This window comes from Spirillospora sp. NPDC048823, from assembly GCF_043198445.1.
GTDB lineage: Bacteria > Actinomycetota > Actinomycetes > Streptosporangiales > Streptosporangiaceae > Spirillospora.
Window position 1 is genome coordinate 287,412 of record NZ_JBICUT010000009.1, and the last position, 21,683, is coordinate 309,094.

General features: G+C 71.1%; 27 protein-coding genes. 8 read left to right on the forward strand and 19 right to left on the reverse strand.

Features of this window, described 5'->3' with window-relative positions; genetic code table 11:
* Nucleotide 1: 1 nt before the first annotated feature.
* Nucleotides 2-1,105, reverse strand: a complete 1,104-nt coding sequence (gene cydB, locus ACGFK0_RS22320) for a cytochrome d ubiquinol oxidase subunit II (RefSeq protein WP_392907489.1) — start codon at nucleotides 1,103-1,105, stop codon at nucleotides 2-4.
* Between the two features lie 25 nt (nucleotides 1,106-1,130).
* On the reverse strand, nucleotides 1,131-2,522 hold the full coding sequence (locus tag ACGFK0_RS22325) for a cytochrome ubiquinol oxidase subunit I (protein WP_392907491.1): 1,392 nt from the start codon (nucleotides 2,520-2,522) through the stop codon (nucleotides 1,131-1,133).
* 285 nt (nucleotides 2,523-2,807) lie between these two features.
* Between ACGFK0_RS22325 and ACGFK0_RS22330 the strand changes: the two genes are divergently transcribed.
* The 4 genes from ACGFK0_RS22330 to efeB all read left to right on the forward strand — a co-directional run bounded on the left by ACGFK0_RS22330 (nucleotide 2,808) and on the right by efeB (nucleotide 5,972).
* Nucleotides 2,808-3,464, forward strand: a complete 657-nt coding sequence (locus ACGFK0_RS22330; RefSeq protein WP_392907493.1) for a hypothetical protein — start codon at nucleotides 2,808-2,810, stop codon at nucleotides 3,462-3,464.
* Between the two features lie 95 nt (nucleotides 3,465-3,559).
* On the forward strand, nucleotides 3,560-4,267 hold the full coding sequence (locus ACGFK0_RS22335) for an SCO family protein (RefSeq protein WP_392907496.1): 708 nt from the start codon (nucleotides 3,560-3,562) through the stop codon (nucleotides 4,265-4,267).
* Nucleotides 4,264-4,737 carry a copper chaperone PCu(A)C gene (locus ACGFK0_RS22340; protein WP_392907498.1) on the forward strand — a complete coding sequence of 158 codons (474 nt, stop codon included), beginning with the start codon at nucleotides 4,264-4,266 and terminating at the stop codon, nucleotides 4,735-4,737. The genes ACGFK0_RS22335 and ACGFK0_RS22340 overlap by 4 nt, the downstream gene beginning before the upstream one ends.
* Nucleotides 4,734-5,972, forward strand: coding sequence for an iron uptake transporter deferrochelatase/peroxidase subunit (gene efeB, locus ACGFK0_RS22345; protein WP_392907500.1), 1,239 nt, complete (start codon nucleotides 4,734-4,736; stop codon nucleotides 5,970-5,972). Before ACGFK0_RS22340 ends, efeB begins: the two co-directional genes overlap by 4 nt.
* 49 nt (nucleotides 5,973-6,021) lie before the next feature.
* On the opposite strand, the gene ACGFK0_RS22350 is transcribed toward efeB, so the two are convergent.
* The 6 genes from ACGFK0_RS22350 to ACGFK0_RS22375 are packed head-to-tail and all read right to left on the reverse strand — an operon-like array spanning nucleotide 6,022 to nucleotide 11,919.
* Nucleotides 6,022-6,960 carry a fumarylacetoacetate hydrolase family protein gene (locus ACGFK0_RS22350; RefSeq protein ID WP_392907502.1) on the reverse strand — a complete coding sequence of 313 codons (939 nt, stop codon included), beginning with the start codon at nucleotides 6,958-6,960 and terminating at the stop codon, nucleotides 6,022-6,024.
* Complete coding sequence (locus ACGFK0_RS22355) at nucleotides 6,960-7,892, reverse strand: VOC family protein (RefSeq protein ID WP_392907504.1); 933 nt, start codon at nucleotides 7,890-7,892, stop codon at nucleotides 6,960-6,962. Before ACGFK0_RS22355 ends, ACGFK0_RS22350 begins: the two co-directional genes overlap by 1 nt.
* Before the next feature lies 1 nt (nucleotide 7,893).
* On the reverse strand, nucleotides 7,894-8,886 hold the full coding sequence (locus tag ACGFK0_RS22360) for an amidohydrolase family protein (RefSeq protein WP_392907506.1): 993 nt from the start codon (nucleotides 8,884-8,886) through the stop codon (nucleotides 7,894-7,896).
* Nucleotides 8,883-9,992 carry an FAD-dependent oxidoreductase gene (locus ACGFK0_RS22365; RefSeq protein ID WP_392907508.1) on the reverse strand — a complete coding sequence of 370 codons (1,110 nt, stop codon included), beginning with the start codon at nucleotides 9,990-9,992 and terminating at the stop codon, nucleotides 8,883-8,885. The genes ACGFK0_RS22360 and ACGFK0_RS22365 overlap by 4 nt, the downstream gene beginning before the upstream one ends.
* Before the next feature lie 29 nt (nucleotides 9,993-10,021).
* Complete coding sequence (locus tag ACGFK0_RS22370) at nucleotides 10,022-10,969, reverse strand: cyclase family protein (protein ID WP_392907510.1); 948 nt, start codon at nucleotides 10,967-10,969, stop codon at nucleotides 10,022-10,024.
* A complete protein-coding gene (locus ACGFK0_RS22375) occupies nucleotides 10,966-11,919 on the reverse strand; it encodes a fumarylacetoacetate hydrolase family protein (RefSeq protein WP_392907512.1) in 954 nt (317 codons plus the stop codon). Before ACGFK0_RS22375 ends, ACGFK0_RS22370 begins: the two co-directional genes overlap by 4 nt.
* A gap of 104 nt (nucleotides 11,920-12,023) precedes the next feature.
* On the opposite strand from ACGFK0_RS22375, the gene ACGFK0_RS22380 reads away from it, so the two are divergent.
* Nucleotides 12,024-12,938: a LysR family transcriptional regulator gene (locus ACGFK0_RS22380; RefSeq protein WP_392907515.1), complete on the forward strand. Its 915-nt coding sequence runs from the start codon at nucleotides 12,024-12,026 to the stop codon at nucleotides 12,936-12,938.
* Nucleotides 12,939-12,943: 5 nt separating this feature from the next.
* Here the strand turns inward: ACGFK0_RS22380 and ACGFK0_RS22385 are convergent, their stop codons facing one another.
* The 4 genes from ACGFK0_RS22385 to ACGFK0_RS22400 are packed head-to-tail and all read right to left on the reverse strand — an operon-like array spanning nucleotide 12,944 to nucleotide 14,260.
* Nucleotides 12,944-13,318: a hypothetical protein gene (locus ACGFK0_RS22385; RefSeq protein WP_392907517.1), complete on the reverse strand. Its 375-nt coding sequence runs from the start codon at nucleotides 13,316-13,318 to the stop codon at nucleotides 12,944-12,946.
* Nucleotides 13,315-13,737 (reverse strand): ATP-binding protein, encoded by a 423-nt coding sequence (locus ACGFK0_RS22390; protein ID WP_392907519.1) that lies wholly within the window; start codon nucleotides 13,735-13,737, stop codon nucleotides 13,315-13,317. Before ACGFK0_RS22390 ends, ACGFK0_RS22385 begins: the two co-directional genes overlap by 4 nt.
* Nucleotides 13,734-14,018 (reverse strand): hypothetical protein, encoded by a 285-nt coding sequence (locus ACGFK0_RS22395; RefSeq protein ID WP_392907522.1) that lies wholly within the window; start codon nucleotides 14,016-14,018, stop codon nucleotides 13,734-13,736. The genes ACGFK0_RS22390 and ACGFK0_RS22395 overlap by 4 nt, the downstream gene beginning before the upstream one ends.
* Nucleotides 14,006-14,260: a hypothetical protein gene (locus ACGFK0_RS22400; protein ID WP_392907524.1), complete on the reverse strand. Its 255-nt coding sequence runs from the start codon at nucleotides 14,258-14,260 to the stop codon at nucleotides 14,006-14,008. Before ACGFK0_RS22400 ends, ACGFK0_RS22395 begins: the two co-directional genes overlap by 13 nt.
* A gap of 222 nt (nucleotides 14,261-14,482) precedes the next feature.
* On the opposite strand from ACGFK0_RS22400, the gene ACGFK0_RS22405 reads away from it, so the two are divergent.
* Both ACGFK0_RS22405 and ACGFK0_RS22410 read left to right on the forward strand, forming a co-directional pair.
* Nucleotides 14,483-15,346 carry a helix-turn-helix domain-containing protein gene (locus ACGFK0_RS22405; RefSeq protein ID WP_392907526.1) on the forward strand — a complete coding sequence of 288 codons (864 nt, stop codon included), beginning with the start codon at nucleotides 14,483-14,485 and terminating at the stop codon, nucleotides 15,344-15,346.
* A gap of 24 nt (nucleotides 15,347-15,370) precedes the next feature.
* A complete protein-coding gene (locus ACGFK0_RS22410) occupies nucleotides 15,371-15,577 on the forward strand; it encodes a DUF397 domain-containing protein (RefSeq protein WP_392907528.1) in 207 nt (68 codons plus the stop codon).
* A gap of 660 nt (nucleotides 15,578-16,237) precedes the next feature.
* On the opposite strand, the gene ACGFK0_RS22415 is transcribed toward ACGFK0_RS22410, so the two are convergent.
* A complete protein-coding gene (locus ACGFK0_RS22415; RefSeq protein WP_392907531.1) occupies nucleotides 16,238-16,540 on the reverse strand; it encodes a putative quinol monooxygenase in 303 nt (100 codons plus the stop codon).
* A gap of 128 nt (nucleotides 16,541-16,668) precedes the next feature.
* Here ACGFK0_RS22415 and ACGFK0_RS22420 point away from each other — a divergent pair, with 128 nt between their 5' ends.
* Nucleotides 16,669-17,298 carry a TetR/AcrR family transcriptional regulator gene (locus ACGFK0_RS22420; protein WP_392907533.1) on the forward strand — a complete coding sequence of 210 codons (630 nt, stop codon included), beginning with the start codon at nucleotides 16,669-16,671 and terminating at the stop codon, nucleotides 17,296-17,298.
* Here the strand turns inward: ACGFK0_RS22420 and paaE are convergent.
* From paaE to ACGFK0_RS22450, 6 genes are all read right to left on the reverse strand, one after another.
* Entirely contained in the window at nucleotides 17,295-18,380 is a 1,086-nt protein-coding gene (gene paaE / locus ACGFK0_RS22425; RefSeq protein WP_392907536.1) for a 1,2-phenylacetyl-CoA epoxidase subunit PaaE, read from the reverse strand. The genes ACGFK0_RS22420 and paaE overlap by 4 nt on opposite strands.
* Before the next feature lies 1 nt (nucleotide 18,381).
* Nucleotides 18,382-18,879 carry a 1,2-phenylacetyl-CoA epoxidase subunit PaaD gene (paaD, locus tag ACGFK0_RS22430; RefSeq protein ID WP_392907538.1) on the reverse strand — a complete coding sequence of 166 codons (498 nt, stop codon included), beginning with the start codon at nucleotides 18,877-18,879 and terminating at the stop codon, nucleotides 18,382-18,384.
* Nucleotides 18,876-19,796, reverse strand: coding sequence for a 1,2-phenylacetyl-CoA epoxidase subunit PaaC (paaC, locus tag ACGFK0_RS22435; RefSeq protein WP_392907540.1), 921 nt, complete (start codon nucleotides 19,794-19,796; stop codon nucleotides 18,876-18,878). The genes paaD and paaC overlap by 4 nt, the downstream gene beginning before the upstream one ends.
* 17 nt (nucleotides 19,797-19,813) lie before the next feature.
* Entirely contained in the window at nucleotides 19,814-20,107 is a 294-nt protein-coding gene (gene paaB / locus ACGFK0_RS22440) for a 1,2-phenylacetyl-CoA epoxidase subunit PaaB (RefSeq protein WP_392907543.1), read from the reverse strand.
* Nucleotides 20,104-21,072 carry a 1,2-phenylacetyl-CoA epoxidase subunit PaaA gene (paaA, locus tag ACGFK0_RS22445; protein ID WP_392907546.1) on the reverse strand — a complete coding sequence of 323 codons (969 nt, stop codon included), beginning with the start codon at nucleotides 21,070-21,072 and terminating at the stop codon, nucleotides 20,104-20,106. The genes paaB and paaA overlap by 4 nt, the downstream gene beginning before the upstream one ends.
* 91 nt (nucleotides 21,073-21,163) lie before the next feature.
* The gene (locus ACGFK0_RS22450) at nucleotides 21,164-21,673 is read right to left on the reverse strand and encodes an Lrp/AsnC family transcriptional regulator (RefSeq protein WP_392907548.1); all 510 of its coding nucleotides are present in this window, start codon (nucleotides 21,671-21,673) and stop codon (nucleotides 21,164-21,166) included.
* Nucleotides 21,674-21,683: the final 10 nt, after the last annotated feature.

Below are 21,683 nucleotides of genomic sequence, written 5' to 3' on the forward strand. Positions count from 1 at the left end.
CCTACTCCCCGCCCCCGGAGGAGGCGTCGCCGCGCTTGTGCCCCCGCTCTCCCGTGATCATGTGCAGCGGGTGCGGCGGACGCGCGAAGTCCGCGCGGGAGAGCCGTGCCCGGAACACCCACAGCGCCCAGACCTGGTAGGCGAGCACGATGGGCACGAACACGGCCGCGACGATCGTCATCGCGACGAGCGAGTAGTGGTTGGAGGCCGTGTCGTAGATCGTCAGGCTCGGCGAGCCGGGCGTCGACGACACGATGACCCTCGGGTACAGCCGGACGAACAGCGCCGCGACCAGCAGCACGGTCGCGGCCGACGTGCCGGCGAAGGCGGCCAGGGCGCGTCCGCGCAGGGCGAGCGGCCCGGCCGCCGCGGCGGCCGCCAGGCTCAGCACGATCAGCACGATCACGGGCAGCGGGTACGGCGCGGACGAGGCCGCCTGGAACGCCGTCCAGACGAGGAACGCGATCAGCAGTACCGCCGCCGCCGGCCAGAGCGCCAGCGCGGTGCGGCGCGCCCGCTCCTCCAGGCCGCCCTCGGTCCGGATGGCGAGGAACAGCGCCCCGTGCAGCGCGAACGCCGCGACGAGCGCGAACCCGGCGAGGACGGAGTAGGCGCTGAACGGCCCCGGCGGTCCGCTGGTGAGGTTGCCGTCGGCGTCCATCGCCACTCCCCGGGTGATCTCGGCGAAGACGACACCGAGCAGGAACGGGATCGCCGCGCTCGAGATCGGCAGCGCGTAGTCCCACCGCCGGTGCCAGGACGGGTCGTTGTGCTTGTTGCGGTACTCGATGGCGACGCCGCGCACGATCAGCGCGAGGAGGAGCGCGAAGAAGACCAGGTAGAAGCCGGAGAACAGGCTCGCGTACCAGCCGGGGAACGCGGCGAACGTGGCGCCGCCCGCCACGATGATCCACACCTCGTAGCTGTCCCACACGGGCAGGATCGTGGCCAGCAGCGCGTGCCTCTCGGGGTTGTCGCGCCCGAGGAACGGATAGAGCATCCCGACGCCGAAGTCGAAGCCGTCGAGCAGGAAGAACCCGATCCACAGCACCGCGATGAGCCCGAACCAGAGGGTCTGGAGGCTGAGGTCGCCGGAGATCTCCATGGTGATGCGCCTTTCGCGGGGCGGGTCAGTAGAGCATCGGCGGCAGCGGGTCCTCGCGGGTCAGCTCCGGGGCCGGTTGCTCGGGTCCCGCCTTGACCGCGCGGACGATCAGCCATGCCTCGATCACGGCCAGCACCCCGTAGAGGACGGTGAAGCCGATGAGCGTCCCGATCACCTGGCCGCTGCCCACCTTCGGGGAGATGGCGTCATGGGTTCTCAGGAGGCCCTGGACGATCCACGGCTGGCGTCCCATCTCGGTCAGCAGCCAGCCGGCGGTGTTGGCCAGGAACGGCAGCCCGAGGAACGCGTACGCCCACCAGGCGAACGTGCGGGAACGTTCCAGCCCGCGCCGGCGCGCGAGCCACAGCCACAGGGCGGAGAACAGCAGCACGAGGAGACCGACGGCGATCATGACCCGCCAGGACCAGTAGATGCTGCCGATAATCGGTGTGTAGTCGCCGGGCCCGTACTTCTCCCGGTATTCGCGCTGGATGTCGTTGATCCCGCGGATCTCGCCGTTCCAGTCGTTGGTGGCCAGCACCGACAGGCCGTTCGGCAGGGCGATGTCGACGTTGACGCGATCGGGATGCTTCTCCCACGGGCCGATCGCCAGCAGGGACAGCGGCGCGGGCGCCCGCGTCTCGTACAGCGCCTCCGCCGCGGCCATCTTCATCGGCTGCTCGTTCACCAGGATCTGTGCCTGGAAATGCCCCACGCCGATCACCACGACCGACGACCACAGCGTCACCCAGAGCGCCCCGCGCGCGGCACCCCGGAACAGCCGCACGTCCTTCTCCTTGCGGATCCGGTATGCGGACACGGCGATCACCAGCAGGCCCGCCGTGATCAGCGACGCGGCGATCGTGTGGAAGAAGTGCGTGATCTGCAGGGGCTGGAGGAGGACGTCCCCAAGCGAGGTCATCTCGGCGCGTCCCTCGTTCATCTCGTAGCCGATGGGACGCTGCATCCACGTGTTCGCCGCCAGGATGAAGTACGCGGACGCCGTCACGCCCGCCACGACGAGCCAGATCATCGCCAGGTGAATTCTCGGCCGGAGCCGATCCCAGCCGAAGATCCACAGGCCGATGAAGGTGGACTCCAGGAAGAACGCCACCAGGCCCTCGATCGCCAGCGGCGCCCCGAACACCGATCCCACGAACCTGGAGTAGACGGACCAGTTCATACCGAACTGGAACTCCTGCACGATTCCGGTGACGACGCCCAGCGCGAAGTTGATCAGGAAGAGCTTCCCGAAGAACCGCGTCATCCGCAGATAGTGCTCGTGCCCGGTCCGGTGCCAGGCCGTCTGCATGCCGGCGACGAACCATGCGAGACCGATCGTGACCGGCACGAAAAGAAAGTGGTAGATGATCGTGACGGCGAATTGCCATCGGTCCAGGACGGCCGTCGTCTCCACCGGGCCCCTTCCTCGTCGGCGACGCTCCTGCGTTCGGGGGGCCGGTCGGCGAGCCGATCGAGTCGGGCACGCCACGAGGGGACGGCATACAGCACACTTCCCCGGCATCCGGTTCGCAAAATGATCTCTCGTCAACCGTCGGTCAAAACTTGGAAGGGCGTCGCGGTACCGGTGGCGTGGACCGGCGGGGCTCGTTCCCGCCCGCCGCGCGGGCACGCCGACCGATGTACTACCGTTCGTAGTACATGTGCCGATGGTGATGCGGGAGATCCGGGACCCCGGACGATGACGGACACGGTGACCGACACGATGCGCGCCGACGTGATACGCGCCGACGCCGGTCTGCGACTGCTGCGGTCGGCGGCGTTCTCGGCCGTCTGCGTGGCGGTGTCCGCGTCCGGTCACGCGCTGGTGTCCGGAGCCGGGCTGCCCTGGGGGCCGCTGGCGGCCGGCTGGGTCGTGACGCTGTTCCTGGTGACGCCGCTGGCGGGCCGGGAACGCTCCAGGACGGGCATCACCGCGACGCTGCTGTGCGGTCAGACGGTCCTGCACGTGCTGTTCTCACTGGGGCAGGCCCACGCGCATCCGGGTCACGCGGCCGCCATGCCGGGTACGCACGCCCATGGCATGCCCGCACCCCTGATGCCCGATCCGGCGATGTTCGCGATGCATCTGGCCGCCGCGTTCGTGTTCGGCTGGGTACTGCACCGGGGCGAACACGCCATCTGGCGGACGGTGCGGATCGCGGTGCGAACCGCCGGAGCGCTCACCGGGCCTCTGGCCGGGATGCTCGCCGCCGTCCTCGCACGGCCCGCGCCCCGCCCGCCGAAGCCGCGGATCCGCATGCCACGCCGCTGCGAGGAGGAGGCCCCGCGCGGCGGAGTCGTCCTGCTGGGCCATGCCGTCGTCCGTCGCGGACCGCCCGCACCGGCCGCCGCCTGAGCTGACATCCGGACGGGAGCAACCCGTCCCCTTTTCCTCGCGCCCACCGGGGCACTCGTGTGCCCGCGCGGCGTTCCTCTCCCTGGAGGCTTTTCATGCGTGTGCTTCCGCACGCCTGCGCGGACCTCTCCCGCGCACCGCACGCCCGCCGGATGGCCGTCGCCGCCCGGCTGGCCGCCGCCGTCGCGGCGATCGCCGTGACCGCCGCCGCGTGCGGCGGCACCCCGGCCGATGGCGTCCCGGCCGCGGCCGGGGCGTCGTCCCCGGCGGCCCCGTCCGGCACCGCCGTCCGGCTGGACCGCCCGCTGCCGAAGCCCGGACTGACACTGACCGACGACCGGGGACGCCCCTTCGACCTGGTGGAGCAGACGGCGGGCAGGCCGACGCTGGTGTACTTCGGCTACACCCACTGCCCGGACGTGTGCCCGACGACGATGGCCGACATCGCCAACGCGGTGAAGAAGCTGCCGGAGGCGGACCAGGAGCGGCTTCGGGTCGTCTTCGTGACCACCGACCCGGCACGCGACACCCCGCAGCGGCTGCACAGATGGCTCGCCGCCTTCGACTCGCGCTTCATCGGGCTGAGCGGCGACTTCGACGCCATCCAGCGGGCGGCGCGCGGCCTCGGCATCCTCGTGGAGAAGCCGGTGAAGGAGGCCGACGGCGGCTACACCGTCAACCACGGCGCCCAGGTCCTGGCGTTCTCCCCGGCCGACGACGGCGCCCACACGATCTACACGTCGGGCACCACGTCCCAGCAGTACGAGGCCGACCTGCCGAAACTCGTCGAGGGGGCACGATGAGGCGCTCCGCCGCCGCTCTCGCGGCGCTCCTGCTGGCCGCCGGGTCGGCCGCCTGCACCTCGCGGGACACGGACGGGGACGGGCCGCGCCTTGCGGTGACCGGCGCCTATGTCCGGCAGCCGCCGATGCGCGACCTGGCGGCCGGCTACCTCACGGTGGTCAACACCGGGCGGGACGCCGACGAACTGATCGCGGCGACCGCCGACATCGCCGGAGAGGTGCAGCTCCACACGACCGTGGACAACGCGATGAAACAGGTCGAGTCGATGACCGTCCCACCGCACGGCCGCCTTGAGCTCCGCATGGGCGGCGACCACCTGATGCTGATGAAGCTGAAGAGCAAGCCGGAGATCGGCGACACGGTCACGTTCACACTGCGTTTCGCCATCTCGTCCCCCATCACCGTGCAGGCACCGGTCCGGCCGACGGACCACCGGCCCGCCCCCGCCCCCCACGGAGAACGATCATGAGTGAGTCGTCCGGGCGCCGTGGTCTCTCGCGGCGGCGTCTGCTCGGCGCCGCGGGCGCCGCCGGGGCCGCCGGGCTGGCCGCCGGCGGCCTGACCGGCGCCTCCCGGAACTGGACCGGCGACGACGAGGTGCCGCTCAGCACCGTCGGCGGCACGGCCGTCCCGTTCCACGGCCGCCACCAGGCCGGGATCACCACCCCGGCGCAGGCGTGCGGCCACCTCGTCGCGTTCGACCTGCGGCCCGGCGCGGACCGGGGCGGCGCGGCGGCACTGATGCGCCGCTGGTCGGCGGCGGCCGAGGCGATGACGGCGGGGCGGCCGCCCGCCGGCGACGACCACATCGCCCTGGACGCCGGACCGTCCTCGCTGACCGTGACGTTCGGGTTCGGGCGTTCCTTCTTCGGCAGGACCGGGCTCGGCGACCGCATGCCGCCCGCGCTGGTGGAGATGCCGCCGTTCTCCGCCGACGCCCTGGACCCGTCCAGAAGCGGCGGCGACCTGTGGGTGCAGATCGGCGCCGACGATCCGCTCGTCACCGTGCACGCGTTGCGCGTCCTGCAGCGGGCGGCGTCCGGCACGGCGAAGGTGCGCTGGCAGATGGGCGGCTTCAACCGTGCCCGCGGGGCCACCGACCGGCCGAGGACGGTCCGCAACCTCATGGGGCAGATCGACGGCACCGGCAATCCGCGTCCGTCCGAACGCGGCTTCGAGGCGAAGGTCTTCGCGGGCGGCGGCACCGGACCGCACGCCTGGATGAACGGCGGCTCGTACGCGGTCGTCCGCCGCATCCGGATGCTGCTGGACACCTGGGACCGGCTGCCCGCCGACCGGCAGGAGCGGGTGATCGGACGCCGCAAGGACACCGGGGCCCCGCTGTCGGGCGGTACGGAGTCGACGCCGCTGAACCTGTCGGCGGCCGGGCCGGACGGGGCACTCGCCATCCCCGGCGACGCCCACGTCCGGGTCGCGGCCCCGTCGTCCAACGGCGGCGCGGCGATGCTTCGCCGCGGGTTCTCCTACCACGACGGGCTCCGCCCGGACGGCGCGCCCGACGCCGGCCTGCTGTTCATCGCCTGGCAGGCGGACCCGACGACCGGGTTCATCCAGGTGCAGCGCAAGCTCGACGGCGCCGACGGCCTCACCCGCTACATCCGCCACGAATCCAGCGCGATCTTCGCCGTGCCCGGAGGGGCCGCCCCAGGCGACTACGTCGGCCGGGCCCTGCTGGAGTCCTGATCACCGCCGGGCCGGGAGAGCATCGCCGGACATCGGCCCGGCGAGGTGGTCAGTCCGGGCGGTTGCGGGGGCGGGGGCGGGCGGCGGGGATCGGGTGGGGCGCGGCGCCTTCGGTGACGGTGTTGGTGATGCTGCCGATGCCTTCGACGGTCATGGTGACCTCGTCCCCGACCCGGAGCGGGGGCGGGGTCCGGTCGCCCCTGACGCCCCACAGTTCGGCCAGGCAGCCGCCGTTGCCGCAGGTGCCGGAGCCGAGGACGTCGCCGGGGCGGACGCGGGTGCCGCGCGAGGCGTAGGCGATGAGGTCCTCGAAGGGCCAGCCCATGTTGGAGAGCAGGTCGCGGCCGATCTCGGTGCCGTTGACGGAGACGGACAGCGCCAGGCCGAGGAAGCCGTCGGCGTCGCGGTACGGCTCCAGTTCGTCGGCGGTGACGATCCACGGGCCGAGGGTGGTGGCGGTGTCCTTGCCTTTGCACGGGCCGAGGCCGACCTGCATCTCGGCGGCCTGCAGGTCGCGGGCCGACCAGTCGTTGAAGACGGCGTAGCCGAAGATGTGGCCGCGGGCCTGCTCGGGCGTCAGGTCGCCGCCTTCCTTCCCGATGATGACGGCCACTTCGAGTTCGAAGTCGAGGACCTCGCTGCCGGGCGGCACGGGCACGGGCGCGCCGGTACCGATGACCGCGTAGGGGTTGGTGAAGTAGAACGTCGGGGCGGCGTACCACCGGCCGGGGACGCCGGCCTCGCCGCCGACGCTGCGCCGTACCCCTTCGACGTGCTCCTCGAACGTCACGAAGTCGCGGACGGTCGGCGGCTGGATCGGCGCGAGCAGCGTCACCTCGCTCAGCGGGACCGCCGGGCCCGCGGCCTCCGGCCGGTCCCCGGACGCGATGACCGTGAGGAGGTCGGGGGCGTCGAGGCGGTGGACGGCGTCGCCTCGGACGACGCCGCAGTGCCGCCGGCCCCCGTGGGTGTAGGTGGCGTAGCGCATCAGACGGGCGGGGCGACGAAGACGCCGCGGTCGGGGTCGTTGAACGATTCCTTGGCGATCAGCTCGTTCATCGGGTTGGCGGTCCCCCACTGGTCGGCGACGTCCGGCTGGGTGAGGTCGTGGACGGACGGGTGCCAGGCGTCCTCGTCCAGCAGTTCCAGCTCGGTGGTGTACTCGACGGTGTTGCCGTGCGGGTCGAGGAAGTAGGAGAAGGTGTTGTCGCCGGCGAGGTGGCGGCCGGGTCCCCAGATCATGCGGGCGCCGGAGCGCAGGAGGCGGCCGGTGCCGTACATGTACTCGTCCAGGCCGCGCATCTCGAAGGAGACGTGGTGCAGGGACGTGTGGGGGCCGCGGGCGATGGCGAGGCTGTGGTGCTGCGGGTTGCAGCGCATGAAGTGCATGATCTCGCCCATGTGCGGGGACGCGAGCGTGTCCGAGAGCGCGAAGTCCAGGTGCGTCTCGTACCAGGAGCGGGTGGCGGCGATGTCGGGGGCGTTGAGCACGACGTGGGAGAGCCGGACGGGCACGGCCTCCTTGGGCTCCAGCTTGCGGTGCCTCCGGACGGCGACGTCGGCGGAGACCTCGACCGTCCGGCCGTCCAGGTCGAAGAAGCGGAACCCGTAGCCGCCGCCGGGGGTGTCGAGCCCGCCGGGCTCGGTGATCAGCTGGACGGAGGCGTCGCGGAGCCGCGCGGCGAGGGCGTCGACGTCCTGCGGGGTCGCGGCGCCGAAGGCGATCAGGTCGAGCCGTTTGCCGGTGTCGCGGCGGAGCCGGACGATGTACTGCTCCGGCGACCCCTCGGCGGCCAGGAAGCTGATGCCGGTGTCCGAGGCGACCTCCGTCAGGCCCCAGACGCCGGAGTAGAAGTCGCGCTGGCGCGCGAAGTCGGGGACGGCGAGGTCCACGTGCCGCAGGTGGGTGATGAGTCGCATGTCAGTCCTTGAGTGAGAAGAGCGCGACGGCGTTGGCGCCGCCGATGGCGTCCACGTCGTCCGGCGCCAGCCCGGCGGCGCGCAGGTCGCCGAGCGGGTCGTCGGAGCCCATGTCGAACGGGTGGTCCGAGCCGAGCAGGACCTGGCCGGCGCCCGCGACGGACACGAGGTGGCGCAGGACGCCGGGGTCGTGCACGAGGGAGTCGAACCAGAGCCGCCGCAGGTAGGAGCTGGGCGGCTCGGCGCAGCCCTTCGTGTCGGGGCGGGCGTGCCAGCCGTGGTCGGCGCGGCCGATGTGGGTGGGCAGGTAGCCGCCGCCGTGGGCTGCGACGATCTTCAGCCCGGGGTGCCGGTCCAGGACCCCGGAGAAGATCAGGTGGGAGAGGGCGACGGCGTTCTCGGTGGGCTGACCGACGATGTTGGACAGGTACCAGCGGTCGAGCCGCTCGTCCAGCGTGCAGCCGAACGGGTGCAGGAACAGGACGGCTCCGCGTTCGGCCGCGCGGGCCCAGAACGGTTCCAGGGCCGGGTCCGACAGTTCCCGGCCGGGGGCGTGGGAGGAGATCTCCACGCCCTTGAGGCCGAGGTCGAGCGCGTGGTCGAGCGCCTGGACGGCCATGCCGGCGTGCTGGAGCGGGACGAGGCCCAGGCCGTGCAGCCGGCCGGGGGCCTCGGCGCAGTGCCCGGCGGTGCCCTCGTTGGCCAGGCGGTAGACGCGTCCGGCGAGTTCCGGTTCGGCCCAGTAGTGGTAGTGGGACGGGGACGGGCTGACGATCTGGACGTCGACGCCGGCCGCGCCCATGTCGGCCAGCCGCACCGTGACGTCGGTGAGCCGGGCGAGGCGGTCGCCGACCATCCTCCCGGACACGGCCGTCGACTCGGCGCCGTTGCGGCGGAGGTCGAGCGCGCGCTGGGCGTCCAGTTCCGGGCGGCCCGCGACGGCCTGCTCGACGTCCCGGAGGAGGACGTGCGCGTGGACGTCGACGGTCGTCATGGCAGCTCGCTCACCAGGGCGCTCGTGCGGGCCATGAGGCCGGGCACGTCGGCGTCGCCGGAGGGTTCCATCTGCCAGCGGGCCAGCTGGAGCGACCCGTCCACGACGGCCTGGACGCGCGGGTACCGCCGGTCGGCGAAGGCGGTGAGCAGCGTGTCGCCGGCCTCGCGGTTCTCCAGCAGCATCTCGGCCAGGACGGAGGCGTCCTCCAGGCACATGGCCGCGCCCTGAGCCAGGGTGGGCGGGCATGCGTGCACGGCGTCGCCGATGAGGACGACGTTCCCCCGATGCCAGGGACGCGGCACCAGCAGCGACTCGAACCAGGTGTAGTTGACGCGCTCGGGGTCGGTGATGTCGCCCTTGATGTCGTCCCACGCGCCGCCGTACGGCTCGGCCAGCTCCCGCATGATCGTCGCCTTCTGCGCCGCGGGAATGGACGTGCGGTCGCGGGCCTTCTCCACCAGGTAGGCGTAGAGGGTGTCTTCGCTGGTCGGGCAGTATCCGGCGATGTAGCAGGGGCCGCCGTAGGCAAGGTCGGTGCGCACGACCGACCCGGGCCGGCGGGCGTGCACGCGCCAGATGCCCATCCCGACCGGCTCGGGCCCGATGTCGATGCCGATCATGGCGCGGACGGCGGAGTGGATGCCGTCGGCGCCCACGATCAGGTCGTAGTCGCCGGTGGTGCCGTCGTCGAAGGTCACCGGGTCCAGGGCGGTGACGGTGCGGCCGGTGGTGAGGCGGGCGCCGGCCCGCCGGGCCGTCTCCACGAGGATCGCCTGCAGGTCGGGGCGGTCCATGCCGAGGGTGGCGGGCAGGTCGGGGCCGCCGGTCCGCATGTCCTCCTGCTCGAACAGCAGGGAACCGTCCGGCTTGGTGATGCCGACGGAACCGAAGGGGTAACCCTCGGCCAGGATCTGCTCCCACACGCCGAGTTCGCGCAGCACCCGCAGCGCGTTGCCCTGCAGTGTGATGCCCGACCCCAGCGCGGACCAGGTCGGCTTCACCTCCACCACGTCGACGCGGACTCCTCCGCGGGCGAGCAGGGTGGCCAGCGCGGTGCCGGTGATGCCACCGCCGACGATCAGCACGCTGCCGACGTTCGTCATGTGCGGTCTCCGTTCGGATGCCGGGACGCTCATTTGAGAGCGAGGGGGTTGACGGGCGAGCCGACCGCCCCGGTGATGGGCAGCGGCGCCGCGATGAGCTGGAACTCGTAGACGCCGTCGGCGGCGCAGTCGGCGGCGAGGGCGTCCAGGTCCCACATCTCGCCGACGAACAGGCCCATGTTGGGGATGACGATCTGGTGCAGGGGCTGGAAGGCGTCCTCGAACTCGTTGGGCCGCACCTCGAAGCCCCAGGTGTCGGTGGCGATGGCGGCGATCTCCGTGCCGTGCAGCCAGCCCGCCGTCCAGAACGACAGGCCGGGGGCGGGGCCGCCGGCGTACTCTCCCCAGCCGTCGCGGCGGACGCGGGTGAGCTGCCCGGTCCGGACGCACACGATGTCGCCGCGGCCGACCTCGACGCCGTGCGCGGCGGCGGTGGCGGCCAGGTGCTCCTCGGTGATGGCGAACGCATCCGGCAGTTCCCCGCCGCCGATCACGCGGCCGACGTCCAGGAGGACGCCGCGTCCGGCGACGGCGTCGGCGACCGTCTCGATACCGGTCACCTGGTCGCCGCCGCTGGTCACCACGTCCTGGGCGGGACGGCCGTTCCAGGCGTTGCCGCGGTCGAAGATGTGGCCGAGGCCGTCCCACTGGGTGGAGCACTGCAGCGGCATCGCGATCACATCGTCGGCGCCGCCGATCCCGTGCGGGAAGCCCTGCTTGCCGAGCGCCGCATCGACGCCGGTGTCGAGCATCGTGTGCACCGGGTTCGTACGCCGCCGCCACCCGCGCTGAGGGCCGTTCATGTCGAACCGCTGGGACAGGGAGAAGCTCACGCCCCGCCTGACCAGCCCGGCCGCCTGCACCCGCTTGGCCTCGTCGAGGAAGTTGAGGGTGCCGCGGACGTCGTCCTCGCCCCAGCGTCCCCAGTTGGAGTACTCGCGCGCGGCCTCGGCGATCGCCTTCTCCACGGCGCTCATGACTCGGCCCGGCAGACGACGCGCTGGGTGCCCAGACCAGTGATCGTGCCCTCCATGACGTCGCCGTCGCGCAGGAAACGGCCGGACGCCATGCCGTTGCCCGCGGGGCTGCCGGTCAGTATCAGGTCCCCGGGCCGTAGCCGGGCGATCTGGGACGCGGCGGAGACGAGGGCGGCGACGTCGAACAGCATGTCCTTGGTCGACTCGTCCTGCATGACCTCGCCGTTCACCGTCAGCGTGACCTGAAGGTCCATCGGGTCGCCGGCCGCGTGGGCGGGGACCAGGAACGGCCCGAGCGGCAGGAAGCCCGGCGCGTTCTTGGACCGGAACCAGTCGGTGCCGATCTCCTTCATGTCCTGCCGGAACACCAGGTCGCGGGTCGTGACGTCGTTGCAGATCGTGTATCCGGCGACGTGGTCCAGAGCCTGCTCGCGCGTCACCCTGAACGCGGGCCGCCCGATGACGGCGGCCAGTTCCAGTTCCCAGTCGTGCCGGTCGCTGTACCCGGGCAGGACGAGGTCGTCGTACGGGCCGGCGACCGCGCCCGGCAGGCCGACGAACAGGTACGGCGTACCTTCCGCCGCCCGCCGGTCCATCATCGCGCCGACCTCGACGCGGGCCGCCGCCTCCTCCGCCGGGTCGGAGAACTCGCGGTGCGCGACGGCGAGATCGACGACGTGCGTCCGGTAGTTCGCCCCGGACTGGATCACCTGGCCGGGCGTGAACGGCGCCAGAACCTCCAGGTCGGAAAGGGGCCACCCGGCGGAGCCCGCCAGCCCGTCCAGGACCGGGAGCGCCTCGTCCCAGCCGGCCAGCAGCGCCTCCATCGACGGCCAGTGGCCCCGCAGGTCGGCCACACGGTCATCGACGACCAGACCGGGGACGGGTATCCCGTCGACGGAGAACGTCCCGAGCGCGAAGCGCGCGGACGAGGTCAAAGAAGCTTCCACGGCGATGCCTCCGATGTGATTGCCCTCACTGTGACCGAAAGACAACGATGTGAGAAATCAATAGTTTGTCTATGAACTATTGATGCGATGGATGGGGGGCGGTCGTGGAAAGCCTGGACCTCAACCTGCTGATGGCCCTGCACGCACTGCTGGAGGAACGCAACGTGACACGGGCCGGGCGGCGGGTCGGCCTGTCACAGCCGGCGATGAGCTCCAACCTGGGCAGGCTGCGCCGCCACTACGGCGACGAACTGCTGACCCGCGTCGGCAACTCCTACGAGCTGACCCCGCTGGCGGCCGCACTGGTCGACCCGACGGCCCTTGCCGTCAACGTCGTCGACCGCGTCTTCTCCGCCCGGCCGCGGTTCGACCCGTCCGAAAGCGACCGCGAGTTCTCGATCGTCGCCTCCGACTACGTGCTCACCGTCCTGGGCAACCCCCTGATGCGCAGGCTCGCGATCGAAGCCCCGCGGGTACGCATCCGGTTCCTGCAGATCAACGTGCCGAGGGTCGACGACATCGACGCCACCCTGCGCTCGACGGACGGGCTGATCATGCCCCACGGGTTCGTCTCGACCCACCCGTACACCGACGTCTACTCCGACCGATGGGTCATCATCGCCGACCCCGCGAACCCCGCCCTGGTGGACGGGATCACCATGGAACATCTGGAGACGCTGCCCTGGGTCACCGCCTTCCGCGGCCCGACCGCCGCGTCGTTCGCGATACGCCAGCTCACCATGCTGGGCATCGAACCGAACGTGGAGGTCGTCGTGGAGAACTTCCAGTCCCTGCCGTTCCTGATCCCCGGCACCTCCAGGGTCGCGCTCATCCAGGAACGGCTGGCGCGTCGCCTCTCCGCCCTTGGCGGGATCCGGCTGCATCCCTGCCCGTTCGAGGCCGTCCCGATCCTGGAGGCGTTCTGGTTCCACACCGTCCACCAGGCCGACCCGGCCCACCGCTGGCTACGCGAAACCCTCACCGAAGTCGGCCGAGAAATCGAACACGAGCCCGAGTAGGCCGGTCACCTCCCGCCCTCGGCGGTCTGCCGCTCGTACTCGTCCCACAGCTCAAGCGACTCGATGAGCACGTCCTCCGCCTGCTCGGCCGCCGCCCGGTACGCCTGCGCCCGCCCGGTACACACTCCCGCGTCCCACACCCGCCCCTGCCCTGACCACACCCGGGCCCGCGCAGCCTCCATCTCCGCCAGCGTCCGCCACGCCCGAGCCTCCTGCGGGAACACCTCCAACGCCTTCCGCGCGCCCGGCGCCATCCCGGCGAGCAAGAACACCGTCTCCGGGTAAGGCTCCGGAAGCCGCTCACCAGGCCCTGCACCCCGCAGAGCCAGCCTGGCCCACGCGTCCCGCAGCACCTGCGCGACCGCCCTTTTCCTGCTCACCGCGCCACCTCGAACCACACCATGTACCGGCCGTCGTCGCCCGGCACCGTCCCCCAGCACTCCGCCAGCCCGGCCACGACCATCAGGCCGCGGCCGGACTCGTTCCAGCCCGCACCCTGCACCGGGATCAGCGGACGCCCCGCCGAACCGCCGTCGTCCTGGATCTCCACCCGCAGCCGCTCCCGCGACACCAGCACCGTCACCCACACCCCGCCGCCGGGCCTGCCGCTGGCACTGTGCCGGATCGCGTTGGTTGCGATCTCGCAGACCATCAGGTCCACGTCGTCCAGGTCGACCCCGTCCACGCCGCCCGCCAGCGCACCGGCCAGCGTCCGCCGCACCCACGCCCGGACCTCCCGCACGTCAAGGCCCCCGCCCGAGCACATCCGCTCGGTGTGCACCTCGTCCCAGACGATCACCGCGCCACCCCGGCGATCTGCCGAGCCGCCACGAGCGTCCCGTCCGCCGCAGCCTTACGGCCGCCGTCCCACATGTACGACCAGCCGCCGCGGTCCTGCACGCCCAGAACCGCCAGCCGTCCCGAACGAGCCTGGACGTACAGAACCGGCTGCCCCGCGACGGGAAGAGCAAGCCACGACCCCCGCCCGAGCCCGCGCAGGTCCGTCATCAGCCGGACGAGCACGTCCAGCCGCTCGAACGTCGCATCCGCACTCACCCCGTAGCCGTTCACCACGACCACCGGGCCAGCTGCTTCAGCACGATCAGCGCCCGGTCCGCCGACGCCGACTCGGCCCCCACCTCGCCGACCACGTGCCCGCGCTCACCACCCCACCGGAACCACCGACCGTCGCAAGCGATCACCTGTTCGCGACGCGCACCCAGCGACACGACGAGCGTCCCCCCATGCACGTCGGCCCGGACACCCCGTTGCGCAAGCTGCGCCGCCAACTGCTCCAACGGCCTACCCGTACCATCACTCACGGGTCCGACTCCTTCCAGTCGGGCTAGGCCCTGGGACGCGGTGTGCCACCACCGGCCCGGGGCCGCCATCTTTCCGGCCACGTCACCGCGAGATCGGATGACGTTCGTAACTCAGCAGAACCGCCCACACGCGGTCTGTGATGCTGACAAGCTATAGCGTGCAGCGGGGCTACCCTTTTGGCAAGTCCCCGTTCGCAATTCCCCAAAACAGGAGGTGACTTTGTGCCGATACGCCCGAGTCCGACCGTGCGCGGCCGCCGATTGCGCTACGAACTGCGCCGTCTGCGCGAAGAGCGCGGTCTGACGATCGATCAGGTCGTGAGCCGATCAGAAGGCGACTTCAGCAGCTCGACGATCAGTCGATGGGAGACGGGTGAGCGACGCATCCGCCCTACTGACCTGCGCGTGCTGCTGGACGTCTATGACGTGGACGCCAGCAGGCGCGAGGTGTTGCTCACCTTCGCCCGCGAAGCCCGGCAGCGCGGATGGTGGCACTCTTACGGCGCGGCCATCCCCAGCTGGTTTCAGTTCTTCGTGGGCCTGGAGGCCGAGGCGGCTTCGATCCAGGCCTATGAGTCAGAGCTCATGCCCGGCCTGCTCCAGACCCCGGACTACTATCGAGCGTTCCTGCACGCCGCGCCCGCAGCAGGCAACGAAGACGAGATCGAACACAAGATCGAGGTGCGCTCGGCCCGTCAGCGGCGTCTGACCGGAGAAAGTCCGCTCAAGTTCTGGGCGGTGGTGAACGAAGCTGTCATTCAGCGAGTCGTCGGGACCGAGGAAACGATGCGCGACCAGCTGCGACACGTCGTGGATCTCGCCCGCCAGCCTCACGTGAGCGTCCAAGTCCTTCCGTTCAAGGCGGGAGCGCACCCCGCCATGGAAGGATCGTTCACGATTCTGGACTTTCCGGAAGCCAGCGACCCCGATGTGGTCTACCTGGAGAACCAGACCGGCAGCCTCTATCTGGAGGAGACGCCCCAAATCGAGCGTTATACACTGATGTTCAACTACCTCATAGCCAAAGCGCTCGATCCCGACGAGTCGCTGTCCATGATCACTCGCGTAGCCGAAGAGCTAGCGTAAATCATCGTTTGGGAGGAGTGGGCCATGACCAACGCGGATCTCTCCCGCGCCGTCTGGCGGAAGAGCAGCCGGAGCGGCAACGGCGGCAACTGCGTGGAGGTCGCCGCTCTGCACCATGACATCGCTGTGCGCGACAGTAAGAACCCCACGGGCCCCAAGCTGATGTTGACGCGTGCCGACTGGCGCGCGTTCACGGATGCCGTGAAGCGCGGGGCGAGCGACAACGCGTGACGTGCTCGCACTTCGCGCACTGTGAGTTTCCCTACTGGTCTGAGCGCGCGTCGCGCACTTACCGCGCCTGGCAGAGCCAGCAACGTGACCGGCCGGGTCAGGCCGGCCGGTCATGTGCTTCTGCAACCAGGGCGTATGCCGTTTGGCCGGGCGTCCGGCGGAGTCGTTGATCGTGGCGGCGCTGAGGCCGCATCCGATGGCCTGAACGACGCCAGCTCGCCGCGATCGGCAGGTCCAAGGATATTCGCCTCCCTGATGACGCCCCCACTGAGCGCCGCTCTCACCACTGGATCGACCTCGCCCGAGCGCACGTGTGGCGCAACGACCCGTCCGGCGCCCTCCACTGCCTCTATGAGGCACGCGGCATCTCGGCTCAGCACACCCGCTTCCATCCCCAGGTGCGGGAGACCGCACAGCAGGTCGCCCGCATGGAGAGACAAACCAGCGGCACACTCAGGTCCTTCGCCTCATGGCTCGGCATAAACGACTGAACCCCTCGCCCCCGCATTCCGTGGAGCACTGGCGTGGGCCATGTGGCGCTGTGGATCTGGGCGGTCGTCAAGAACTCCGAGCTTCACCCAGGCTGCGGCTGCGGCGGCCAGACCGGGATGGGTCTTCGTCCAGCGCCCCGGTTTCCGCGTCGCTTCGGCGCGGTCTGGGTTAGGCCGGGTCGGCGCCGGTCAGGGAGCGCACGTCGGCGATGTCGTATTCGGCTACCGAGGCCGAGAGCATCGCGGCGCTCTGGTCGTCGCTGGGGCCGCTGCTGCGGAAGGTCTCCACGGCCGCCTGCGACTCCCAGCGTTCGAAGATGTTGATGCGGGCGGGGTCGAGTAGGTCGGCCGTGATGGCGAAGTCGAGGCAGCCGGGCGCCCGGCGAGCCTGTTCGACGACGCTCGTGCAGCCCGCGAGGTAGGACTCGCGCTGACCGGGATCGACCGTGATGTGTCCAGCGACGATGACCATGAATGCGTTCCTCTTCCGATGTGGCAAGGCGTCTTCCATCTCGCACCTACAGACAGCACGAATACCCGAAACTCATCGGTGGGTCGCGGGCGACCGCTCACGTTGCGTCCCCGTGAGATCCTGCGGGTGTGACGACGACCGGTTCCGGCGAACCGCCCCAGCGCCGTCGGCGCGGCCGTCCCGGCTACGACCAGGAGGCGATCCTTCGCACCGCGGTGGAGCTGTTCAACCGCAAGGGGTACGACGCCACGAGCATGGGCGACCTGGCCAAGGAGCTGGGGCTGACGAAAGCGGCCATCTACCACCACGTCACGAGCAAGGAACAGCTGCTCAGCCGCGCGTTGGACGACGCCCTCGACGAACTCACCGCCGTCGTGGCCGAGGCCGCCCATGAGCGGGCCGGGGCGACCGCCTACGAGCGCCTGCGCGGGGTGGTGCGGCGCAGCGTCGAGGTCCTCGTCGCGCACCAGCCGTCCGTCACGCTGCTCTTGCGGGTGCGGGGGAACAGCGACGTCGAGCTGGCCGCCCTGGAACGGCGCCGTTGGCTCGACGACCGGCTCGCCGCCCTCGTCGCGGACGCCGTCAAGGAGGGCGCCCTGCGCGACGACGTGCCGCCCGCGCTGGTGAGCCGGCTGCTGTTCGGCATGGTGAACTCGCTGATCGAGTGGTACCGCGCGGACGGGGTGTACGACCCGGCGACGGTCGCCGGCGCGATCACCACGATGGCCTTCGACGGCCTGGCCCGGCACGAGGCCTAAGCGTCGTAGTCGATGGTGACGTCGTCGCCGACCGGGAACGACTGGCAGGTGAGGACGAACCCGGCATCGAGTTCGGCGGGTTCCAGGGCGTAGTTGCGGCGCATGTCGACCTCGCCCTCGCGGACGACGGCGCGGCACGTCCCGCAGACGCCGCCCTTGCAGGCGAACGGCAGGTCGGCGCGCGTCCGCTGGGCGCTTTCGAGGAGCGTCATATCTCGGGGGACGGTCGACGTCGTCCGCAGGCCGTCGAGGACCATCGTCAGCTCGGTCGTCGGGCCGGGCCCGGGACCGGCGACGGTGCGGCGCGGCTGCGGCGGGGGCTCGTCGACGTAGAACAGTTCGACGTGCACGGTCGCGGGGACGGCGAGGTCGGCGAGCACCGCCCGCGCGTCTTCGAGCATCCGCAGCGGCCCGCAGAGCCAGACGTGGTCGAACGTCTCGGCGGGGATCAGGTCGGTGAGCAGGCGGCGCAGCCGGTCGCGGTCGAGGCGTCCGGAGAACAGCTCGACGTCGCGCGGCTCACGGGAGAGCACGTGGACCATCTGGAACCGGGCGCCGTACCGGTTCTTCAGATCGCCGAGTTCTTCGGTGAACATGACGGTGCGGCTGGTCCGGTTGCCGTACAGGAGCGACACCTGCGCCCCGGGGTTGGCCAGCACCGTGGACGCGACCGACAGCATCGGCGTGATGCCCGACCCGGCGGCGATGCACAGGTGCCGCTCACCCGGCCCCGGGTCGGCCTGCCAGGAGCCGGACGGCGTCTGCACCTCGATGCGCGTCCCCGGCACCACGTCGCGGACGAGCCAGGAGGAGAAGAGGCCGTCCGGGATCTCGCGGACGCCGATGCGCGGCGCGGCACCGGCCGGGGCGCAGATCGAGTAGGACCGGCGTTCTTCCCGTCCGTCCACGAAGCGGCGCAGGGTGAGCGACTGACCGGCCTTGAACGCGTACGCCTCGCACAGTTCGGCGGGGACGTCGAACGTGATCGCCGCCGCGTCCTCGCACAGGTGGTCGACCGCCGCCACGGTCAGCGCATGGAAGGCCGCGGCCGGCCGGGTCCGTGTGGGAGCTGGAGTGGTCAAGTCAGATCTCCTTGACGTGCTCGAACGGTTCGAGGCAGCCGGTGCAGCGGTACAGGGCCTTGCAGGCGGTGCCGCTGAACTCCGACGTCAGCCGGGTCGCCGTCGAGCCGCAGCGCGGGCAGGCGGGGGCGAGCCGCGTCGGCCCGAGGTTGACGCTCGTGGGCCCGGCGGAGCGGCGGGCGGGGCCGGGCGCCGACAGTCCCGCGTCCCGGAGGGCGGCCCGGCCGCGTTCGGAGATCCAGTCGCTCGACCACGGCGGGTCGAGGACGACGCGCACCTCGACCCGGGGGAACCCGGCGCCGTTCAGCCGGTGGACGAGGTCGTCGCGCATGGTCGCCATCGCCGGGCAGCCGGTGTAGGTGGGGGTGATCGAGGCGATGACGACCTCGTCTTCCACGTCGACGCCACGCAGGACGCCGAGGTCGGCGAGGGTGAGCATCGGCATCTCCGGGTCGCGGACCTGCGCGGCGACCTCGGCGGCACGTTCCCTGACGTTCACCAGCGGCCTCCCGGGTGTGCGCGGGCGACCACCTGCATCTCGGCGAGCAGAAGGCTGAGGGCCTCGGTGTGCATGCCGTGCCGGCCCGTCCGCCCGCCGACGGCGGCCAGGGCCGGGCGGTCCGGGCGGTCGACGCCGCTCACCGCGAGCACCTGGTCGAGGACGGCGTCGACCTCGTCGCGGGTGGACGCCGGGTCGACGCCGACGCCCGCCTGCGCGAGGGACAGTTCGAGGGGGTGCGCGGAGACCAGTTCGGGCTGGAGCGGCCAAAGGTCGTCGAGGGCCTTGACGAGCCTGCGGCGCGACTCTTCGGTGCCCTGCGCGAGGGTGAGGAACCAGCGGCCCGCCCAGTCCCGGTGGTAGGTGACCTCCTTGACGCCCTTGGACGCCACCGCCGCCAGCACCGAGTCGGTGCTCGCCCGCAGCCGCTCCAGCAGGGCGAGCCTCGCCACGGAGAACAGCAGCAGCCGGACGACGACGTGCGCGAAGTCTCCGTTCGCCACCTCGGTGAGGCGCACGTTGCGGAACTGCCCGGCGTCGCGGAAGAACGCGAGCGCGTCCTCGGCGGGCACCGGCGAGCCTTCGGGGAGGGCGGGCACGACGGCGGGGTCGGCGGCGGCCGCCCGCGCCAGGAGCAGCCGCGCCTGCCCGAGGAGGTCGAGGGCCGTGTTCGCCAGAGCGATGTCCTCTTCGAGGTCCGGCGCGCGGCTGCACCACTCCGACAGGCGCTGCGACAAGATCAGGGCGTCGTCGCCGAGCATGAGGCAGTACGCGGCGAGTTCGGCGTGGTCGACGCCGTCCGGCACGGTCGTGTCGACACCGGCGAGCGGATCCTCGAAGTCGGTGCCGAACGCCCACTGCGAGGTGTCTACGGCGTCGAGGAGCCCGTCGAAGATGCTGCCGTGGTCGTCGCTCATGATGATCTGTCCTCCGGTCACATGTGCGGGACGTTCCCGGGGATGTCGTAGAACGTCGGGTGCCGGTAGACCTTGTCGCCGTTCGGCGCGAACAGCGGGTCCTTCTCGTCCGGGCTGGACGCCGTGATGGCGTCGGCCCGCACGACCCAGATGCTCACGCCCTCGTTGCGCCGCGTGTAGACGTCGCGCGCGTGGCGCAGGGCCATCGTGTCGTCCGGTGCGTGCAGCGACCCGACATGGACGTGGTTGAGGCCGCGCTTGCCACGGACGAACACCTCATAGAGCGGCCACTCGCGTCTGTTCTCGTTCATCTGGCACCTCCTTCTGCGGAGCCCTGCCGGTTCGCGAACGCCGACGCGGCCTCGCGTACCCAGGCGCCGTCGTCGTGGGCGGCGCGGCGGTGCGCCAGACGCTGGGTGTTGCACGGCCCGTTGCCGCCGACGACGGCGGCGAACTCCTCCCAGTCGGGTTCGCCGAAGTCGTGGTGGCCGCGTTCCTCGTTCCAGCGCAGGTTCGGATCGGGCAGCGTCACCCCGAGCGCCTCGGCCTGCGGGACGGTCATGTCGACGAACTTCTGCCGCAGTTCGTCGTTGGAGTTGCGTTTGACGCCCCACGCCATCGACCGCGCGCTGTTGGGGGACTCGGCGTCCGGCGGGCCGAACATCATGAGCGACGGCCACCAGAACCGGTCGACCGACTCCTGGACCATGGCGCGCTGGGCGTCGGTGCCGCGCATCATCGTCATCAGCAGCTCGAAGCCCTGCCGCTGGTGGAAGGACTCCTCCTTGCAGATGCGGATCATGGCGCGGCCGTACGGGCCGTAGGAGGTGCGGCAGAGCGGCACCTGGTTGACGATGGCGGCGCCGTCGACGAGCCAGCCGATCGTGCCGACGTCGGCGTACGACAGCGTCGGATAGTTGAAGATCGACGAGTACTTCTGCTTGCCGGACAGCAGCATGCCGGTCAGCTCGGCGCGGGAGACGCCGAGGGTCTCGCACGCCGAGTAGAGGTAGAGGCCGTGGCCGGCCTCGTCCTGCACCTTGGCCAGCAGGATCGCCTTGCGGCGCAGGGACGGGGCGCGGCCGATCCAGTTGCCCTCGGGCTGCATGCCGATGATCTCCGAGTGCGCGTGCTGGGCGATCTGCCGCACGAGCGTCCTGCGGTAGGCGTCCGGCATCCAGTCCCTGGGCTCGATGCGGTCGTGGCGCGCGATGGTCGCGTCGAAGGCCGCCTGGAGGCGCTCCTCCAGTTCCGGTTCCACCGGAGTCGTCGTCATCGTCCCCTCCGAGACAATTACTTATCGCTCGGTCAGTAATAAGGTCGCACGGACGCCCGATTCGCGCAACAAGTCCAGGTCAACGGGCACGTCAACTCTTCCGAGATCCCCACTCGGCACCCCGGCCGCGGGCCTCGTCGAACACCAGCCACGTGCGGGTGGCGCGGACACCGGGGATGTCCTGGATGCGCTCCAGCACCACATGCCTCAGCGCCTCGTTGTCCGGAGCCCTGACCAGGACCAGGACGTCGTAGTCACCGCCGACCATCGCGAAATGCTCGACATAGGGGATCTCCCGGAGCCTCGCCGACATCGCGCGCCAGGCGTTCTGCTCGATGGTGACCGACACATAGGCGCTGGTGCCCAGGCCCGCCCGCTGCGGCGCCAGCTCGGCCGTGAAACCGGTGATCACCCCGTCGTCCATCAGCCGGGTGAGCCGGGCGTAGGCGTTGGCGCGGGAGATGTGGACGCGCTCGGCGAGGGCCCGCACCGAGATCCGCCCGTCGCGCAGCAGCTCGCCGATGATCGCGCGGTCGACCGCGTCCAGCCGTGCGGCAGAACGTCCGAGCCAGCCGCCCTCAGCACCCTCTTCGGTCGACATTTGGTCTTCT

Bases quoted from the DNA above. Each gene is read 5' to 3' on its own strand.
- ACGFK0_RS22360 (WP_392907506.1), bottom strand. From the start codon at position 8,886: ATGACGACCGTCGACGTCCACGCGCACGTCCTCCTCCGGGACGTCGAG.
- ACGFK0_RS22330 (WP_392907493.1), top strand. From the start codon at position 2,808: ATGACGGACACGGTGACCGACACGATGCGCGCCGACGTGATACGCGCC.
- paaA (WP_392907546.1), bottom strand. From the start codon at position 21,072: ATGACGACGACTCCGGTGGAACCGGAACTGGAGGAGCGCCTCCAGGCG.
- ACGFK0_RS22335 (WP_392907496.1), top strand. From the start codon at position 3,560: ATGCGTGTGCTTCCGCACGCCTGCGCGGACCTCTCCCGCGCACCGCAC.
- paaB (WP_392907543.1), bottom strand. From the start codon at position 20,107: ATGAACGAGAACAGACGCGAGTGGCCGCTCTATGAGGTGTTCGTCCGT.
- efeB (WP_392907500.1), top strand. From the start codon at position 4,734: ATGAGTGAGTCGTCCGGGCGCCGTGGTCTCTCGCGGCGGCGTCTGCTC.
- ACGFK0_RS22340 (WP_392907498.1), top strand. From the start codon at position 4,264: ATGAGGCGCTCCGCCGCCGCTCTCGCGGCGCTCCTGCTGGCCGCCGGG.
- ACGFK0_RS22415 (WP_392907531.1), bottom strand. From the start codon at position 16,540: ATGGTCATCGTCGCTGGACACATCACGGTCGATCCCGGTCAGCGCGAG.
- paaC (WP_392907540.1), bottom strand. From the start codon at position 19,796: ATGAGCGACGACCACGGCAGCATCTTCGACGGGCTCCTCGACGCCGTA.
- ACGFK0_RS22350 (WP_392907502.1), bottom strand. From the start codon at position 6,960: ATGCGCTACGCCACCTACACCCACGGGGGCCGGCGGCACTGCGGCGTC.
- ACGFK0_RS22365 (WP_392907508.1), bottom strand. From the start codon at position 9,992: ATGACGAACGTCGGCAGCGTGCTGATCGTCGGCGGTGGCATCACCGGC.
- ACGFK0_RS22410 (WP_392907528.1), top strand. From the start codon at position 15,371: ATGACCAACGCGGATCTCTCCCGCGCCGTCTGGCGGAAGAGCAGCCGG.
- ACGFK0_RS22355 (WP_392907504.1), bottom strand. From the start codon at position 7,892: ATGCGACTCATCACCCACCTGCGGCACGTGGACCTCGCCGTCCCCGAC.
- ACGFK0_RS22450 (WP_392907548.1), bottom strand. From the start codon at position 21,673: ATGTCGACCGAAGAGGGTGCTGAGGGCGGCTGGCTCGGACGTTCTGCC.
- cydB (WP_392907489.1), bottom strand. From the start codon at position 1,105: ATGGAGATCTCCGGCGACCTCAGCCTCCAGACCCTCTGGTTCGGGCTC.
- ACGFK0_RS22370 (WP_392907510.1), bottom strand. From the start codon at position 10,969: ATGAGCGCCGTGGAGAAGGCGATCGCCGAGGCCGCGCGCGAGTACTCC.